We start from the raw sequence: 17585 nt of genomic DNA on the forward strand, positions 1-17585 counted from the left end.
TCGGACCACATGATGTTGGGGCCCTCAGGCTCCTGCAACTCGATGCGCCTCACGGGCCCACGGGGTGCCTGTCGTGGTGGTCCAGCGCAGTTCTGTGAGCGCTCGTGCCACGTAGGTAAGCAGTTCACGTGTTGCCTCGTCGGTTGTACTCTGCTCGGCATCGTCGAGCGTGCGCTCGACGGCCGCGATGGCGCCGGCAATCGACGTCAGGGCCATCGCGCGGTCGCCTACGGCCGCGGCCAATGGTTCTAAACTCGTGTGCTGCGCCACAACGCATGTGCGGCCTTCGGGGGCGTGCCCCAGGGTCCGCATCCGTTCGGCAACGACATCAGCGAAGTCCGCTGCTGTACGGGCGACTTCGTCCAAAAGGTCATGTGTGGCCTCTGCCTGCACCAAGGTCCAGTGCAGGTGCTTGGCTTGCGCCCGCAGCTCGACCAAGTCGATGAGTAGACACGCCAACTCCCCATTGGCTAGGCCAAACTCGGCTGGTTGTTGCGGCTGTGGCCGGCCGGAGCAGGCACTCCGGGTACGGCCAGGCGCCGATCCCTGTGACATGTCCCTCCCCGCGCTGTCATTTTCGACCGGTGGTGGAGCCAGATCGCGCTCCCTTCCTCGCGTTTAGTCCTGCTCCTTGTGGAATCGCACTCTCATTTCACGGTCATGGACACTCGTTCCTTGCGGCAGCACCCCCACCTCGGTGTGAGCCCTCACGTACGCCTGGCCCAACTGAGAAGGATCCACAGCACGAATCACCATGTCGGGGTCGGCCTGGAGCCCACCGGCCGGAGCGGCCTCGGGGTGGTGCAGGTCGAAGGCAGGTCGCTCCGAGCGGATGCGCGGGATGGTGTCGAAGTTGTGCCGCGGCGGCGGGCACGAGGTCGCCCACTCCAGCGAGGCGCCATAGCCCCACGGGTCGTCGGTCTCGACGAGCGGCGCGGTGCGCCACGTCTTCCAGACGTTGTAGAGGAACGGCAGGGTGGAGGCCGCGAGCAGGAACGAGCCGTACGTGGACAGCTGGTTCTCCCACTGGAAGCCGTCCTCGGGCAGGTAGTCGGCGTACCGACGGGGCATGCCGTCGATGCCGAGCACGTGCTGGATGAGGAAGGTGATGTGGAAGCCGAAGAACAGCATCCAGAAGTGGATCTTGCCGAGCGTCTCGTCGAGCATCCGCCCGGTGAACTTCGGCCACCAGAAGTAGAACCCGGCGAACATCGCGAACACCACGGTGCCGAAGACGACGTAGTGGAAGTGCGCCACCACGAAGTAGCTGTCGGAGAGGTGGAAGTCCAGGGCCGGGCTCGACAGGATGATGCCGGTCAGGCCACCGAAGAGGAACGTCACGAGGAAGCCGATGGCCCAGAGCATGGGCGTCTCGAACGAGAGCTTGCCGCCCCACATCGTGCCGATCCAGTTGAAGAACTTCACCCCCGTCGGCACGGCGATCAGCATCGTCATCACCGCGAAGAACGGCAGGAGCACCTGGCCCGTCGCGTACATGTGGTGGGCCCAGACCGTCACCGACAGGGCCGCGATGCCGATCGTGGCGAAGACCAAGGTCTTGTAGCCGAAGATCGGCTTGCGCGAGAACACCGGCAGGATCTCGGAGATGATGCCGAAGAACGGCAGGGCGATGATGTAGACCTCTGGGTGCCCGAAGAACCAGAACAGGTGTTGCCACAGCATCGGCCCACCGTTCCCGGGGTCGAACACATGGGCACCGAACTTGCGGTCGGCACCGAGTGCCAGGAGCGCGGAGGCGAGCACCGGGAAGGCCATCAGCACCAGCAGCGAGGTGATGAGCACGTTCCACGTGAAGAGTGGCATCCGGAACATCGTCATGCCGGGCGCGCGCATGCAGATGATCGTGGTGATGAAGTTGACCGCACCGAGGATCGTGCCGAAGCCACCGAGGGCGAGGCCGAACACCCACAGGTCGCCGCCGAGGCCGGGGCTGTTGTAGGAGTCGGACAGCGGTGCGTAGGCGAACCAGCCGAACGAGGCGGCGCCGGTCGGCGTGAGGAAGCCGGCCGAGGCGATCAGGCCACCGAACAGGTACAGCCAGTAGGCGAACATGTTCAGGCGCGGGAACGCGACGTCGGGGGCGCCGATCTGGATCGGCATGAGCGCGTTGGCGAAGCCGGCGAACAGCGGCGTCGCGAACAGCAGCAGCATGATCGTGCCGTGCATCGTGAACAGCTGGTTGTACTGGTCGGGGTTGTCCACGACCTGCAGGCCTGGCTCGAACAGCTCGGCGCGGATGAGCAGCGCCAGCACCCCGCCGAACATGAAGAAGATGAACGAGGTGATGAAGTAGAGGTTGCCGATCACCTTGTGGTCGGTGGTGGTCATCCACTTCACGACCGTCTGGCCCTTGGTGAGACGGCTTGTCGCCGTCGCGTGCGTGGAACGGAAGTACGTCCCGGCCGTCCTTGTCATGGTGCCCCTGCCGCCGTCCTCCACCTGAACGGGAGCCGCAAACCGACTTCCTGGAGCCATATCGGTGACTTATGCAACGCGCGCCCCAGCGAGCGTCAACGAAGCGGCGGTACCTAGTCGGTCTTCGCCAAACAGCGCACTTGCGACCGTTGCATCCTCACAGACCATGCGCTCCTTGCCGACTTTGGTGCCCCAACCGCCGAAGATCTGGCCGTGTTCATCCCCAGCGGACGTCACGCAGACCAACTCCTAGAATCGAAGCCTCGAAGGCGAAGACCAGTTCAGTAACGGAGCCATCAATGCAAGGTCCGCTTTCGTGTGCTGAAGGGTTTCGCTGACCAAGGAACCGTTGCACGCCAGTTACGGCATGCACATCGGTCAAGGGACTGTCCCTCCGCTCAAGGCACCCACGTGGCGCCTGAGCCAGCGGCGCCGCTTGGTTTGGGTGGCCCTGCCGCCGGCGGGTTCCAATATGTGAATGTCCGCTGATTCCGGGGCCCAACCGGTAGCTATCTTGGGGCTTCCAGCGCGAAGGACTACGTCGATGCAAGGTGGCTGGCGAGCACGCGAGATGCCGAAGCGCATCGCTTGACTCTGCTGACGCCGGGGCCCCGCCGTATGAGACAAGCGGAACCCCGGCGAGGCCAAAGGTTGCGAGATGCAGCTGTCAGTTTCGTGCCGCCGCTTCGATGACTCGCGCGATGGGATCGGGGAAGCTGAGCATGGATGCGTGCGGCGCAGGGATGGCGGTGATGTGAGCGTGAGCGCGCTGAGCCATGAAGTACTGGGACGCAGGCGGAATAGCGGTGTCCTTGGTGCCGATGACGTCCCAACTCGGGATGGTCTGCCAAGCCGCGGCTGATGCGGGCTCGGTGAGTGCGCTTTGCGCGATGGGTCGCTGCACTGCTGCCAGGGCGAGCGCTTCGCGGGCGGAGACCTTGTAGCCGGTGAACAGGGACCTGTACTTCGCCGGGTCGACGTACAGGTCGATGCCTGTACTGCCGTCTGGGAGGACGAAAGGCCGTGTCACGAGGGCCTCTCCAAACTTGCTGCCGGGGAACTTGTTTGTCAGTTCAGCCGCGTTCTCGCCGGGCAGCGGAATCTGGGCGTCGACAAACACCAGGCTCTTGACCTTCGCGTCGCCGGCAGCAGCCACCGAGATCAGCATTCCGCCGTAGGAATGGCCGACCAAGACGACACTGCCCTGAATCGAATCCACCAGTGCCTTGAGGTTCGCCGAGTCGCTGGCCACCCCACGCAGTGGGTTGGCGAAGGCGATCACGGGGTAGCCACGCCGTTGTAGGCGCTCAATGACGCCGAGCCAGGAGGAGGACTCCGCATCGGCCCCGTGAACCAGGACGATCGTTGGCTGGTCCCCGGGGGCGATCGTCGCCACGGCGTGCGGTGCGAAGCGGTCGGAGGCAGTTGTGGCGGTCTGGGATGAGGCTGGCGCGAACGGCAGCAGCACAACGGCGAGAAGGAGGGCGCCGAGGTAGCGGGCAGTGCGGGGAGTATGTGTCATGGGTGATCCTTCGTTGGGAGAGAGGAAGCTCGACCAGAGCCTGTGGTGGGTAGAAGCTGCGCCTAGTTGTCGCCGCCGCCCTGAAACAATCGGGCTGATGACGTCCAACACGGGCCATGAACCGGTCAGGTGACGTCCGTGACGGGCGGCCTACAGGGCTGGGCCCACTACGAGGGCGTCGTGCCTGGCTGCGAAAGAAGCCGGATCCGTCAATGCGCGGTTTGCGGGGCCAGTCGTGCCGCGACCTCAGTCACGCGCTTGCCTTGGTATCGGGCAGCGGTGAGGACGGCGTCGTTGGGCGGCTGACCGTCCCCGCTCGCCCACGATGTGCCGTATGGGTTGCCGCCCGCCGCGAACAGAAGCGGGTCGGTGTAGCCGGGTGCCACGATCAGGCACCCCCAGTGGTAGAGCACGTTGTTGATGGCCAGGATGGTCGACTCCTGCCCGCCGTGGTCATTTTGCGCCGACGTGAAGGTGGTCGCCGGCTTGTCGGCCATGACGCCTGCGAACCACAGTGAACCGCTGCGGTCCATGAACTGTTTGAGTTGGGCTGACGGCAGCCCGAAACGTGTGGGACTGCCAAACGCGTACGCGTTAGCCCACTCCAGGTCGCTGAGGTCCGCCTCGCTCACAGAGTCGCGTGTGGCATCGACATAGGAGCGCCACGCGGGGTTGGCGTCGATCGCCTCCTCACCGGCGAGCTCGGGGACGCGACGTACACGTACCTCTGCGCCGGCCTCAGTCGCCCCTTCGGCCAGGGCGTCTGCCAAGCGGTGGACCGAACCGGTGGCGGAGTAATAGATGACGGCGAGGCGCACATTCATGTTTCGCACCTCAACTCTTCGAGTCTTCGTCGGTGCTGGCTCTGACCGCGTCGAGGATGACGTCGGCGACAGCTTTTGGCTGCGACATCATGATCACATGCGAGCCGTCGACTTCAGTGATGCTGGCACCAGCCCGCTCGGCCATAGCACGAACGACGTCGCTGCCAGCCGCAGTGTCCTTGGTCGAGACGACTGCCCAGCTGCGGACCCGCTTCCATGCCGGAGGGCCGGACGGCTCAGTGAATGCCGCTTCCGCAACCGGACGCTGAGTGACCGCCATCACGTCGGTGACCTGGCGCGGCAGGTCGCCAGCGAAGGCGTCGTGGAATGCGGCCGGATTGATAGCGAACTCAGTCGCGCTGCCACCTTCGCTGGTTGGGTACGTCAAAGCGACCAGTGCGGAGTTCAGCACGCTGTCCTTGGAGTCGCCGACCCGTTGGCCAAGCACCTCGCCCTCGTCCGGGGCAAAGCCGGCGACGAAGACGAGCCCGACGACGTTGTCTACGTGAGTGGCAGCGTTGCTGATGACCGCGCCACCGTAAGAGTGACCGACGGCGATGACGGGTGCCTGGATCTGCCGAAGTGCGCTTGCGACATAGCGCGCGTCCTCCGCGATGCCCCGAAGAGGGTTGGCGACGGAAGTGACGGTCACCCCAGCGGCTTGGAGGAAGGTAACAACGTCATTCCAGCCGGAGTTGTCGGCGAAGGCACCGTGGACAAGTGCCACGTGGGGAGCGGCGCCATTAGTCGTGTTTGTCATGATGTTCTCTGCTCCTGATGTGTGTGCGTGGTTACTGATGCGAGCGGCCGGCTCTCCGCTGCCCGCGGTCTCGTCAGTCTCCGTAAGAAGGGTGGGGACATCCGCGAGGTCGGGGCATCGCGCTCAGGCTTGCCTCTTGCTTTGCCGTGCGCGTCGGGGTACGTCTAATGTCCTTATTCGCTGTGCAGGGCGGTTCGCAGGACAGCCACGGCCTGCGTCATCGCGCCTTGGGCAGCTTGAGTCGATCGGAGTGGGTTCAAGCCAACGAAGTCGTGAATCGCCGCCTGGTAGCGCACCGCGACCACCGGGACCCCTGCGCGGCGGAGCTTTTGGGCGTATGCCTCACCTTCGTCCCGCAAAACGTCTGCCTCACCCACGATGATGAGCGCTGGTGGGAGGCCGGCGAGCTGCTCGAGGCTGGCCTGCAGCGGCGACGCCGTTGGCTCCTTGCGCTGGGCAGGGTCGTCGATGTACTGGTCCCAGAACCATTGCATGGTGTCCCGCCGCAAGAAGTAGCCCTCGGCGAACTGGTGAGAGGACGGGGTGTCGAAGGTGGCGTCCGTGACCGGGTAGAACAGCACCTGCTGCACGAAGTGCACGCCCCCGCGCTCCTTGGCCAGCAGCGTGGTTGCAGCCGCCATGTTTCCACCGACGGAGTCCCCCACGATCGCATACCGGGAGATGTCGAAGTTCTGCTCGGCGCCCGACTTGGTGACCCATTGAGCAACCGCGAAGATCTCCTCGATGGCCGTCGGGTACTTCGCCTCAGGCGAAAGGCTGTAGTCGGGAAAGACCACGGCAGCGTGGGCGCCGACCGCAAGTTCCCTCATCAGTCGGTCGTGAGTTGGCTTGCCGCCGAAGACCCATCCGAGCCCGTGGATGTGCAGGATGACCGGGAGGGGCCCGTGGGCGCCGGGAGGCCGTACGATCCGGATGCTTACGTCGCCATTCGGACCGGGAACCAAGAGGTCGCTGGTGTCGGCGGAAGGAGCGTCAATCGGTTCGGACTGCATCGCGGTGATCGCTTCGCGAACCTGATCGATGGGCAGCTGGTGTGTGAAGGGCGGGCTGGCGTTGGCGTCGGCGAAGGCCTGGGCCGCCTCTTCGAGCTCGACTCTGTTGCTGGGCATCGGCTCTGCTCCTTGATCGTTCGACGGGGTCACCGCCCCGCCTGCACGAACGTGCTTGCCTCGATCTCGTGGGGCGAGCGGGACGTGAGCACAGGGTGTTCGCTCTGGGCTGCGCAGCCATCGGTCGATTGACTGCAGCTGATGCAACACGCCTGCGCTGCGATGCCGAAAGAATCGCTCCCAGCCATGGCACGGTCCGCGCGCCCCGCACGTGCAGGTGCACAGATCCGTGGACGTTGCCTCGGCTGACCTAAGGTCGCCTCTCCCAGTCTCGATCGACATCGATCAAGGGCAGGAGATGCATCTGGATCGCGCCTCGGTCGACCCATGCGCAAGCTATCTCCATGTACCACGGCGGCTCGAAAGAGCGGTATTCCAACATGCCGCCGAGGGCGATGGTGAGGGCACGGTTCAGGGGAGCCATTGCGTTCAGTTCCACCGCTTTGTGTGCCATCGCCTCCAACGCTCGCACGACGACGGGCACGGTGATGACAGCGCCTAGTGCAGGCTCTCGGTTGCCGAACAGGTTCTCGATTGCGTAGTCATACGAGATTGACGAGTACTTACGCTCGAAGATGATGACAGGGCCGTCGAACGATGCCGACTGTCCACGCGCGACCGGTCTGCCTTTAGCTGGCGCATGGCCCGGAGAGAAGCCGGCCAGGACGTCTTCGCGTAAGAGGCCATGCCACACAATTCCTGGGGTTGCTTGCCGCTCCAGCAAGTAGGTCCAGGTGATGGCGGCGTCGACCGACCCATCGAGTAGGCGCCGCATTGCCTCAGCCTGTTTGGTGATGGTCGTGACTATCTGAAGGGTCGGATGTTTGTGCTGGACCGTCTCAAGCAGCGCCTCGGTGGACGTCTCGACCCCGGTGACAAGCGCAACCCGAAGCTCGGCCTCCCCGCCGGCAGCGAAACGCGTTGCCGTCACAGCGGAACGGCTTTCCTCGAGCATCCGCAAGCCCCACTTCAGCAGCTCGGTCCCGGCGGCCGTCAGGGTGACGTGTCGTGTGCTTCGCTCAAGCAGCTCGACGCGCAGCTCCCGTTCGAGTGTCTTTATCTGTTGCGACAAACCGGACGTCGAAAGCCGCAACCGCTCGGCGGCGCGAGAGTAGCTGAGGGTCTGGGCGACGGTGACGAAGTACAGCACCCGCCGTAGATCGAGGACAGAGTTCGGTAGTACGCCTTCGGGCACAGCGTCGTTGTCGACGCGGCGAGAGCTGTGCCCAGTCGTGGCGTCTGCGCGCCTTGGTGCAGCGTTCGGATCGGATCCCATGGCAGTCGCCGACCTCCTGTCCGTCCTTAAGGATGGGCGGACGGACCAAACGCGTCAACGTGCCTGGGTTTAGGCGCCCGGGCAGCCACGCTTGGTCAAGGAGGTTTCCGAGCGACGGACTGGGCCTTCGACTATGTAGCGCTTCTTAACAATGTGAAGAGATTCGCCGTGGACTGGGCCGGTGGATCGGCCGACGATGCAGCTTAGGCGACCGCGCGCTGACGGGAGAGGCGTCCCTCGAACTTAGGAGGTGTGTGTGCTGAAGGCATTGCAGCGAACCGCGGCCGTCGCGCTACTCGGTCGCGAGGCCGAAACCGCGCTGGTGGACCAGACGCTCACTGACCTTCCCGTCCGGGGAGGGTCCCTGTACCTGTGCGGTGAACATGGTCTTGGGCGCTCGGCGATGCTTGAGTACGCGTCATTGCGGGCCGAGGCGTTGGGTTTTGCCGTACTTCGCGCCACGGGAGCGTCGAGTGAGTCCGAGACGCCATACTCCGCCCTCAATCAGGCGCTTCAGCCGATCTACCCGTACGTCGCTCGACTGTCACCGCCAGTCAGGGACGCCCTCGTCGGGGTCGCGGACCCCTCGGGCGGTGCGTTTGTCTCTCGAGGTGAGATCTCCGCCTCGCTCGCTCGACTGGTCCGAGGGCTCAGCGCCCAGCGGGCCCTGGTCGTTCTGGTGGACGACGTGGAGCGGGTCGACTCGGCAAGCGTGGAGGTCTTGCTGAACGTGTTCGGGGGCCGGTGGCAATCTGGTGCCGCGATCATCGCTGCCGGGCAGGGACAAGGAGGTGCCGGCGAGTGGCAGGTCACGTCGAGACACCGCCTTCAGCCGCTGACTCCCGAGCTGGCCCGCGCAATGATCGCTCTGTCCTACCCGGAGCTGCCCGCGAGCTTGGTCAGTGCCGTGGTGTCGGCCTCGTCCGGATACCCCCTCGCACTGGATGCGCTGGCCTCGGAGGCGAGCGTAGACCAGCAAAGGTTCGGTCAAAACATTGCCGCGGACCGCCTGCCCCTGCCCGGACGTGTGAAGGAACGCGGCTTCGCAGACCTCATGAGGCTCTCTCCGCAAGGCCAACGAAGGCTGCTCATTGCTGCGCTGTCACCGCCAGGCACGGCTCGAGTGGTGTTGGCGGACTTCTCGCCGGCCGACCAGGGGGCGGTGCGTGATGCAAGCTTGGTGACTGTCGGCCGCGATGGCACGTTGGCTTTTCCTCACCAACTGGCCCGTCGCGTCGTCATCGAGCACTCAGACAGCGGGGAGCGGCGCGCGATCCACAAACTGCTGGCGCAGGATGCGGCCCTCGACGAGCGTGCCCGCATATCACTCGCAGCCGATGCAACATTGGCCGCTGATGGAGCAGTCGCGCGATCCGTCATGGCGGCTGCCACCGAGACGCTCAGCGAAGGACATCCCGGTCGAGCAATCCTGGAATTTCTCCGGGCGGCAACGCTCGCTCCTTCCGCAGATCAGCAGGGAACGACACTTGCACGAGCCGCACACCTTCAGGCGGTGATCATGGGCCATCTCGACGGAGCCGACTCGCTACTGCGGGACGCCGAGGACCGCCTCGGGGGCCAGTCGGGACTGCGGGCCATCACCACCGACGTCGTCTTGCGATTCTTCCGCGGCGGCGACATCGACACCTCCTACCGAATGCTCACCGACGCCCTGGAATACGCGGCCTCCTCTGACGTCGACACAGACGCGGTGGTGGACACATTGGAGGCGCTGCTCGGCGTCTGTGCTTATTCCGGTCGTCATGACTACTGCGAACGCCACCTCGGCCTTGTCCGCCGACTCGGGATCACTGACGCTGGCGTCATCTTCAAAGCCATGCTGTACGCCGACCCGCTCAATAATGCCAAGGCAGCTGGCCCGGAACTGCAAGAAAGGCTGACCGCACTTCCGTTCGTTCAAGACCCGCTACGGGCGGCCCACCTAGCAGCTCTCGGCGTGATAATCCCGCTGTCTGCGCAGATGCGGCCAGCCCTCCTTCGGCTCGCCCTCGACGCTCGCGAAGGCGGACCTGTAGTGCTGGGCGCGGTCGCGATGCGGACGCTGTCCGTACACGCGTTCCTCAACGGCGAGTGGGACCAAGCCACACGCCTGGCAGACGAGGCTGTCGACATAAGTAAGGCGAACGACCTCCTCATTTACGCCACCGTGTCCCGACTCACGACGGCACTAGTTGCCGCCGGCCGAGGGGACATGGCCACCTGCAACGCCATCTGTGCAGCGATGGTCAGCTGGGCAAGACCGCGCGGCGTGGGCATCGTGCAAAGGTCCGTTGCCCATGTGCGAACCCTGGCCGCACTCGCCCACTGCGACTACCGAGCCGCTCGGCAACACGCCGCACCGTTCTTCGAGGCGGACTTCGCGCCCGTGGACCTCCTCCACCTGATGGATCCGGTCGAGGTGGCCGTGCTGAACGATGATTACGACCTCGCTCAAGCGGTTGCAGCAACGTATCAACGAAGCGACGTGGAGGTTGCATCTCCACACGCCCAGCTGCTGGTCGCGGGCGCGCGTGCCTTCTGCGCTGACCCGCTCGACACAGGACTGTATGAAGAAGCGCTGGCGCTTCCGGCGGCTTCTGAGTTCTGGTTCGACAGGGCCCGGATCGAGCTGCGCTACGGACAGCGACTGCGGCGAAACCGCCAACCTGTCGGGGCGCGTCGTCATTTGGAGGTGGCACTCGACCTCTTCGAAAGCATGGGGGCCGACCCGTGGGCCGATCAGGCACGTGCGGAGCTGCGGGCCACTAACCCCACGAAGTTCATGCCTGCCGACGCTGCTCAAGCACTACTCACCGCGCAGGAGGGTAGGGTCGCCGAGCTGGCCGCCAAGGGACTTTCCAACGCAGAGATCGGTGAACGTCTTCAAATCTCGACCCGAACAGTGGGAGCACATCTACACCACGTTTTCGGGAAGACGGGGCTGAAGAACCGCGCGATGCTGGCAGCCGCCCTGAGCCGCCGCGATACATCGATCGTCGCGCTAGCGCCACTGGAAATCGGCAGGGAGGTCGGCCTAGGGATCGAAGCCGCGCAAAGGCCGGCACGGAGTGTCCGGCATGAGTGACGTTATCCGAGGCAGGGTCCACCGGACCGGAGAAGGGGCGCTGGTCGGGCGAACGCTAGAGGAAGCGCGACTGAAATCGTTCGTCACTTCAGTCGGCACTCTCGGCAGCTGTCTCATCATGGTCGGCCATGCGGGGGTGGGGAAGTCCGCTCTCCTGGCGGAAGCGGGGCGGCTCGCGGAAGAGACCGGATTGGCGGTGGTCCGCACGACCGGTGTCGAGTTCGCTACCGCGGATCGGTTCGCCAGCCTCGGGCGGCTCCTGCGCCCCTTCCTCGTCGACCGAGCCCTGTTGGAACCCCCGGCTCGCAGAGCCATTGAGGTGGCCCTCGGCCTGCGTTCTGGGCCCGCCGTACAGCGAGAGCAACTCCATGCCGCGGTCCTGGACCTGCTTCGAATCGCGGCATCTCGCCGGCCACTGCTGGTCACCGTGGACGATGTTCACTGGCTCGACACCGGAAGTGCTGACGCTCTTGCACACGTCGCCCGTCGGGCTGCCGGTAACCGGATCGGTGTTCTCGCTACCCGGCGGATCGACTACGGGGGTCCGTTTACTTATGCCGCGTTGCCTGAGCATGAGGTGCGCCCGTTGCGCCACACCGAAGCCAACCAGCTCCTCGCGACCCGCTATCCGCAAATGCCGGCCGAGGTCCGTGACAGGGTGCTGCGCGAAGCCGACGGGCTGCCCCTGGCGCTAGTGGAACTGCCGCTGGCGCTGAGCAGCGGCCAGCGCGGTGGGCAGTCTCCCCTGCCCGCAGTCATGCCGGTCGGGCGGCGCCTGATGAACCTGTTCGCTGACCGGGTCGCAGCGCTGTCGGCTCCCGCCCGCCGTGAGTTGTTGGTGGCCGCGCTGCAAGGGTCGGGTGGAGACCTGCGGCGTCTTCATCTCGCCTGCTCCCAAGACGACCCGGAACTGCAAGGGCTAAGTGAGGCCGAGCGGGCGGGTTTGGTACGGGTTGATGAGAGATCGAATGCAGTCGCGTTCACTCATCCGCTGATGCGAGCCACAGTGGTCCAGTTGGCCAGCGACAACGAACGACGCGCAGCTCACCGCTCGTTGGCCGCTGCATCCACGGACGATCACAGCGCAGCGATGTGGCATCGAGTTCAGGCGGCGGCGGTGCCGGATGAGCCGCTAGCGCAAGCCTTAGAGCAATACGCCATTACCACGCTCACCATGGGCGACGCTGCGGGAGCGATGGAGGCTTTGCAGAGAGCTGCGGATGTCACCCCTGGCCGGGAGGCGAGGGCACGGCGGCAGGTGCAGGCAGCATTCATCGGTGCCGATGTCAGCGGCGACCTAGAGCGGGCGATCGAATTGCTCCAAGACGCCGACAGGCTTCAACCGGAGGTCACCTCGTCGCTGCCGGCCGCGGTCGCCGCTTCCTACATCTTGCTCAACGGCGAGTGTGAGGTCGACACAGCGCACGGGCTGCTAGCCGAGGCAATAGGAAGAGTCCACGCTGCCCAAGGGCCACAGGACAGTCGCGTACTCACCGATGCGATGCACAGTCTGCTGATGATGAGCTGGTTCGGGGGCCGTCGCGAGCTGTGGACGCCGTTCCTCGAGGGCATGGACCGGTTTGGGACCTCCGTTTCTCAGGAGGTCGATGTGGTTCACCGCATGTTTGGTGACCCGGTCCATCAGGCCCTGGACACCCTGCCACGGCTAGAGCGGATGTTGGAGAGCGTTCCTGATGAGCGCGACCCAGTCGCCATCACTCGAGTGGCGCTCGCCGGGGTCTACACCGACCGACTCGGGGTTTGCCGCGAGCCGCTGTGGCGAGTCATCCGCGATGGCCGGCAAGGCGGGGCGGTCGCCCTTGCGATCAACGCTTTGGTCTCTAGCTGTGTCGACGACTGGCTGACCGGGCAGTGGGACGAGGCGTTGGAGCTTGCGGATGAGGGTCTTCGCTTGTGCGACGACTATGGCTATCGCCGGTATTCAGTCATCCTGGGCGGCTACATCCGGGAACTGATTCGCGTCTGCCGCGGCGAAGGTGAGGACGGCGCCGACGTCGCGGCGGAGATGTCAGCGTGGGCTGCGAGTCGCGGCGCCGGCATGGCCATGACGTTCTCCCACCATTTGGAGACGCTGCGGGCGATATCGCGTCAGGACTACGCGGCCGCCTACCGGCATGCCTGTGACATCAGCACACCAGGGTCGCTGGACGGCTACTCACCTCACGTGTTGTGGGTGCTGTACGACACAGTAGAGGCCTGCCTACGCACGGGACGGGCTGAGGAGGGGCGGCGCCACGTCGAGGCGATGGCGGCTGCGCGCGTGGAGCGGATCTCGCCCCGGCTGGCCATGGTCAGCGCCGGCTGTGCCGCGTTGGTCAGCGGGAACGACCATGCAGCCGCCTCTTACGAGGCGGCCCTCATGGTGCCAGACGGGGCGCGTTGGCCATTCGATCGGGCACGCATACAGCTCAGTTTCGGGGAGTGGCTGCATCGACACCATGACCACGACTTGGCTGGTGCCCACATAAGTGAAGCGCTTGCAGTGTTCGAGTCCCTGTCAGCGCGGCCTTGGATACGCCAAGCCAGACACCAGTTGAGGGCCACGGGCGGGCGGGTCGACGAGGCAGCACCTCGCGGGAATGATGACGACCTGACCGAACAGGAACTGCAGGTGGCCAGAATGGCGGCGGCGGGCCTGACGAACCGCGAGATCGGCGGTCGACTTTTTCTGTCCCACCGGACGATTGGCTCGATTCTCTACCGCGTCTTCCCGAAGCTCGGCGTCACCTCACGCGCGCAGCTCAGTGAAGCCCTAGAGCGCCTCCCCCGGGCTGCCGAACCGTCGTCGGGCAGGAAGGCGAACCGGTTCACGTAAGCAACGGCTGTGGTTCGACGGATGCCGGGGCGTCGTTACTGCTGCAGCGTCTGTGATGAGGTTTCACTGTGCGTGTTGGCGACCAGGGACTCAGCACCAAGCCGCAGGTCAGCCGCTTGCTCGCGGACTGTGACTCTGAACGAGAGAGGCCACCGGCCGCGACACCTCGCTTGCGCACTGAATTCACCTGCAGTCGCCGCAGCCGACGGGTGAAGTTGGCACAGCGAGCGGGGAGTGACTATCCGAGGCAGTCACTTCGGCAGCCCAATCAACACTGTCACCGACAGGAACGCCAAGCTCTTAACCGTGTCCAGCGGACTGCCATAAAGCCGTAGTCGACGTCGGCGCGTCCGTCCATTAGCTCTCCTCTGAGCGCCCCTGGCAAAAACAACTGCGCCCGGAGGTGCAGTCACCTGACCGATTCCTCGCCGCGACCGGCCTAGGCACTCTGCGCAGTGTGCGGCCCGGTCGCGACCCGCGACAGTGGCAGGCGAGCGAAGAAGGGTTGAGGTGGACACGGACGGTTCCAGGCGGCCGGTCATCATGGCTGTCGACGATGACCCGCAGGTGTCGCGGGCCGTAGCTCGTGACCTTCGACGGCGCTACGCCCAGCAGTACCGGGTGATACGAGCGGAGTCGGGCGATGAAGCCATCATGGCCCTGCGCGAGTTGGCGATGCGCGGCGATTCGGTCGCCTTGCTGATGGCGGACTACCGGATGCCGGTGATGTCGGGAATCGCGTTCTTGGAGCAGGCCCTGACGCTGTACCCGACCGCGCGCCGCGTGCTGCTGACCGCGTACGCCGACACCGAGGCAGCGATTGACGCGATAAACGTCGTCGACTTGGATCACTATCTCCTCAAGCCCTGGAGCCCGCCCGAGGAACTCCTCTACCCGGTTCTGGACGATCTGCTTGACGAGTGGGAGGGCGCCGGCCCGGCCCAGCTGGTCGAGCTCCGAGTGGTCGGGCACCGATGGTCGGCGGCGACAGCGGCCGTCCGCAACTTCCTCGTCCGCGCCCAAGCCGCCTACGCCTGGTTCCCGATCGACGAACCCGCCGGCGAGCAGCTCGCAGCGGCCGTAGGCCTTGACCCCGCCAAGTTGCCGGCTGTGATAACAGCAGCGGGAGAAGTGCTCGTCGAACCCACCGAGGCTGACCTTGCCCGCTGTCTGGGCCTGGCAACGGTGCCCGTGCGTACGGTCTACGACCTGGTCGTTGCTGGCGCCGGACCAGCTGGCCTGGCTGCGGCCGTCTACGGCGCCTCCGAGGGGTTAAAGACGTTGCTGGTCGAGCGATCGACGGCAGGCGGCCAGGCCGGACAAAGCTCACGCATCGAGAACTATTTAGGCTTTCCGGACGGCGTGACCGGCGCGCAGCTCACCGAGCGTGCCCGACGGCAGGCGGCGAAGTTCGGCGCTGAGATGGTGACCACACGAACGGTCACTGGCCTGGAAAGGAACGGCGCCGCTCACACCGTCTCCTTTGCTGACGGCAGCTCCGTGGCCGCCCATGCCGTCTTGCTCGCCACCGGTGTCTCGTACACAACCCTAGACATCCCCGGAGTGGAGGAGCTGACGGGTTTCGGCGTCTATTACGGAGCAAGCCCGCACCAGGCTGTGGAGTGCGGCGGAAACGACGTCTTCATCGTCGGAGGCGCGAACTCAGCTGGCCAGGCTGCGATCCACTTCGCCCACCGGGCTCGCTTGGTCACCATGCTGGTGCGCGGGCCCAACTTGGCCGCGTCCATGTCGCAGTACTTGGCCGACCGGATCGCCGCGACGGCCAATATCAGGGTGAAAACCCGCACCGAAGTCATCGGAGCGTCGGGGACGACACACTTAGAGCAACTCACCCTCGCCGACCATGGCACAGGGGTCGCCGAGACGGTGCCGGCGCAGTGGCTCTTTCTGTTCATCGGCGCCCAGCCACGCACCGACTGGCTCGGCCCCGATGTCTGCCGCGACAGACACGGATTCATCGTCACCGGACCCGACCTCATCGATCACCCGGACTTCAGGCGAAGCTGGCCGCTGCCTCGATCGCCGTACCACCTGGAGTCGAGCGCCCCTGGGGTCTTTGTCGCCGGTGACTCACGCGCGAACTCCGGCAAGCGCGTCGCGTCCGCCGTGGGCGAAGGCGCCATGGCGGTCATGCTCATCAACCGCTACTTGGCGCAGTCATGACCGCCGAACGATGCCGTGCTGATGAGCTCGCCGGCATGTTCCTATTCGACCGGCTCACTCGAGAGCAACTCGACTGGCTAGCCGCCGAGGGCACTTGCCGCAACATTGAACCTGGCCGGCTGTGCGAGCAGGGCCAGCCGGCGGAGTGGCTCTACGTGCTGCTCACCGGCGAGGTGGCCATCACTACGGGATCCGGGCCAACGGAAGTCGAGACCGGACGAACCGACCGCCCCGGAAGTTACGGTGGAGCGATTCAAGCCTACCTAGACGACAGGCGTGGGCACGTGTACCCACACTCATTGCATGTGGTCTGCCGCTCACGGTTCTTCTGTCTTCCTGCTGAGTCATTCGCGACCTTCATGCGCCGCTGGTTCCCGATAGCCGTGCACCTGCTGGACGGGCTCAGCACGGGAACAGAGTTGCGGCACGAGGTCGCCGCACACCGGGAGTACCTGCTGGCCCTTGGCTCGCTCGCCGCCGGCCTCACCCACGAGCTGAACAACCCCGCCGCTGCCGCATCTAGGTCCGTCGCGGCCTTGCGCAACCGAGTGTGGCGCACGCGCGAGAAGCTCGCAGCGCTCGCCGGCGGTCGATACTCCGGTGACGACCTGCAGACACTCGTGCAACTCGAGAAGGTGGCGATTGCCAGCGTCGCGAGCGCACCGAACCTCGGTTCCCTGGAGTCCGCGGACGCCCAGGAGGAGCTCGTGCAGTGGCTGGAGGCCTATGAGATCAGCGGTGGCTGGGACCTCGCACCCACCTTTGTCCAGGCGGGCTTGGGGTTGAACTTCTTGAACCGAGTTGCGCACGGCATCGATACCCGACTTCTCGAAGACGCCATCCAGTGGCTGAACTACACGGTCGAGACCGACCTGTTGATGCGGGAGATCGAGGACTCCACAGCACGGATTTCCGCACTGGTCGCCGACGCCCGGCAGTACAGCCAGCTGGACCGCGGACCTGCCGAGTCGGTGAACGTGCATCAGCTGCTTGACTCGACGCTAGTGATGTTCGCCGACCGCCTCGCCGACATCTCCGTCGTCAAGCTGTACGACGCGGCGCTGCCTCCCGTTGTGGGCTTCGCGCACGAGTTGAACCAGGTATGGACGAACCTCATTGACAACGCGATCTTCGCGATGGCGGGCCACGGTGTCCTGACCGTAACAACGGTCGCCACGGAGGACCACGTTGTCGTCACCATCCAAGACTCCGGCGTTGGGATCCCTGAGGATCTTCATAAGCGGATCTTTGACCCGTTCTTCACTACCAAGCCGTTCGGGCAGGGCACTGGGCTCGGGCTCGACGTGGCCCGACGGATCGTTGCGCAGCGCCATCACGGTGACCTTTGGGTGGCGTCTCGTCCCGGGGAAACTGCCTTCAGCGTCCGTCTGCCGTATGGGCAGCAGCCTGCGGCTGTTGCCGAACGGGGCTGAGGGCGAGGCTACGCGTAGGCAGAGCGGCGTCGCCGCTGTTCGGCGTGAGCGCCGCAGCACCGCTAGCTGCAGCGTTGACACGAGGCGAGGACCGCCTAG

The 17585-nt window shown here is 65.2% G+C and carries 11 protein-coding genes; 4 read left to right on the plus strand and 7 right to left on the minus strand.

Annotated features, from left to right (window positions below):
- Window positions 1-24: 24 nt before the first annotated feature.
- From ASC58_RS20990 to ASC58_RS10425, 7 genes are all read right to left on the minus strand, one after another.
- On the minus strand, window positions 25-438 hold the full coding sequence (locus ASC58_RS20990) for a ferritin-like domain-containing protein (protein ID WP_157598429.1): 414 nt from the start codon (window positions 436-438) through the stop codon (window positions 25-27).
- Window positions 439-618: 180 nt separating this feature from the next.
- Complete coding sequence (gene ctaD, locus ASC58_RS10400) at window positions 619-2436, minus strand: cytochrome c oxidase subunit I (protein ID WP_082553199.1); 1818 nt, start codon at window positions 2434-2436, stop codon at window positions 619-621.
- 667 nt (window positions 2437-3103) lie between these two features.
- Entirely contained in the window at window positions 3104-3958 is an 855-nt protein-coding gene (locus tag ASC58_RS10405; protein ID WP_082553153.1) for an alpha/beta fold hydrolase, read from the minus strand.
- A 209-nt stretch (window positions 3959-4167) separates the two neighbouring features.
- Window positions 4168-4782 carry an NAD(P)H:quinone oxidoreductase gene (gene wrbA / locus ASC58_RS10410; RefSeq protein ID WP_056919195.1) on the minus strand — a complete coding sequence of 205 codons (615 nt, stop codon included), beginning with the start codon at window positions 4780-4782 and terminating at the stop codon, window positions 4168-4170.
- A 10-nt stretch (window positions 4783-4792) separates the two neighbouring features.
- A complete protein-coding gene (locus ASC58_RS10415; RefSeq protein WP_235529178.1) occupies window positions 4793-5509 on the minus strand; it encodes an alpha/beta fold hydrolase in 717 nt (238 codons plus the stop codon).
- Window positions 5510-5715: 206 nt separating this feature from the next.
- Window positions 5716-6672 (minus strand): alpha/beta hydrolase, encoded by a 957-nt coding sequence (locus tag ASC58_RS10420; protein ID WP_056919197.1) that lies wholly within the window; start codon window positions 6670-6672, stop codon window positions 5716-5718.
- Between the two features lie 250 nt (window positions 6673-6922).
- On the minus strand, window positions 6923-7822 hold the full coding sequence (locus ASC58_RS10425; protein WP_056919198.1) for a LysR family transcriptional regulator: 900 nt from the start codon (window positions 7820-7822) through the stop codon (window positions 6923-6925).
- Window positions 7823-8204: 382 nt separating this feature from the next.
- On the opposite strand from ASC58_RS10425, the gene ASC58_RS10430 reads away from it, so the two are divergent.
- The 4 genes from ASC58_RS10430 to ASC58_RS10450 all read left to right on the plus strand — a co-directional run bounded on the left by ASC58_RS10430 (window position 8205) and on the right by ASC58_RS10450 (window position 17486).
- Entirely contained in the window at window positions 8205-11033 is a 2829-nt protein-coding gene (locus ASC58_RS10430; RefSeq protein WP_056919199.1) for a LuxR family transcriptional regulator, read from the plus strand.
- Window positions 11026-13869, plus strand: a complete 2844-nt coding sequence (locus ASC58_RS10440; protein ID WP_157598430.1) for a LuxR family transcriptional regulator — start codon at window positions 11026-11028, stop codon at window positions 13867-13869. The genes ASC58_RS10430 and ASC58_RS10440 overlap by 8 nt, the downstream gene beginning before the upstream one ends.
- 510 nt (window positions 13870-14379) lie before the next feature.
- Complete coding sequence (locus ASC58_RS10445) at window positions 14380-16053, plus strand: FAD-dependent oxidoreductase (RefSeq protein WP_235529179.1); 1674 nt, start codon at window positions 14380-14382, stop codon at window positions 16051-16053.
- On the plus strand, window positions 16050-17486 hold the full coding sequence (locus ASC58_RS10450) for an ATP-binding protein (protein ID WP_056919202.1): 1437 nt from the start codon (window positions 16050-16052) through the stop codon (window positions 17484-17486). Before ASC58_RS10445 ends, ASC58_RS10450 begins: the two co-directional genes overlap by 4 nt.
- Window positions 17487-17585 lie beyond the last annotated feature (99 nt).

The sequence above is a fragment of the Phycicoccus sp. Root101 genome, assembly GCF_001426245.1.
In the GTDB taxonomy this organism is placed as follows: domain Bacteria; phylum Actinomycetota; class Actinomycetes; order Actinomycetales; family Dermatophilaceae; genus Pedococcus.

Excerpts from the sequence above, each read along its gene's own strand:
- ctaD (WP_082553199.1), bottom strand. The coding sequence starts at position 2,436 with ATGACAAGGACGGCCGGGACGTACTTCCGTTCCACGCACGCGACGGCG.
- ASC58_RS10405 (WP_082553153.1), bottom strand. The coding sequence starts at position 3,958 with ATGACACATACTCCCCGCACTGCCCGCTACCTCGGCGCCCTCCTTCTC.
- wrbA (WP_056919195.1), bottom strand. The coding sequence starts at position 4,782 with ATGAATGTGCGCCTCGCCGTCATCTATTACTCCGCCACCGGTTCGGTC.
- ASC58_RS10420 (WP_056919197.1), bottom strand. The coding sequence starts at position 6,672 with ATGCCCAGCAACAGAGTCGAGCTCGAAGAGGCGGCCCAGGCCTTCGCC.
- ASC58_RS10440 (WP_157598430.1), top strand. The coding sequence starts at position 11,026 with ATGAGTGACGTTATCCGAGGCAGGGTCCACCGGACCGGAGAAGGGGCG.
- ASC58_RS10450 (WP_056919202.1), top strand. The coding sequence starts at position 16,050 with ATGACCGCCGAACGATGCCGTGCTGATGAGCTCGCCGGCATGTTCCTA.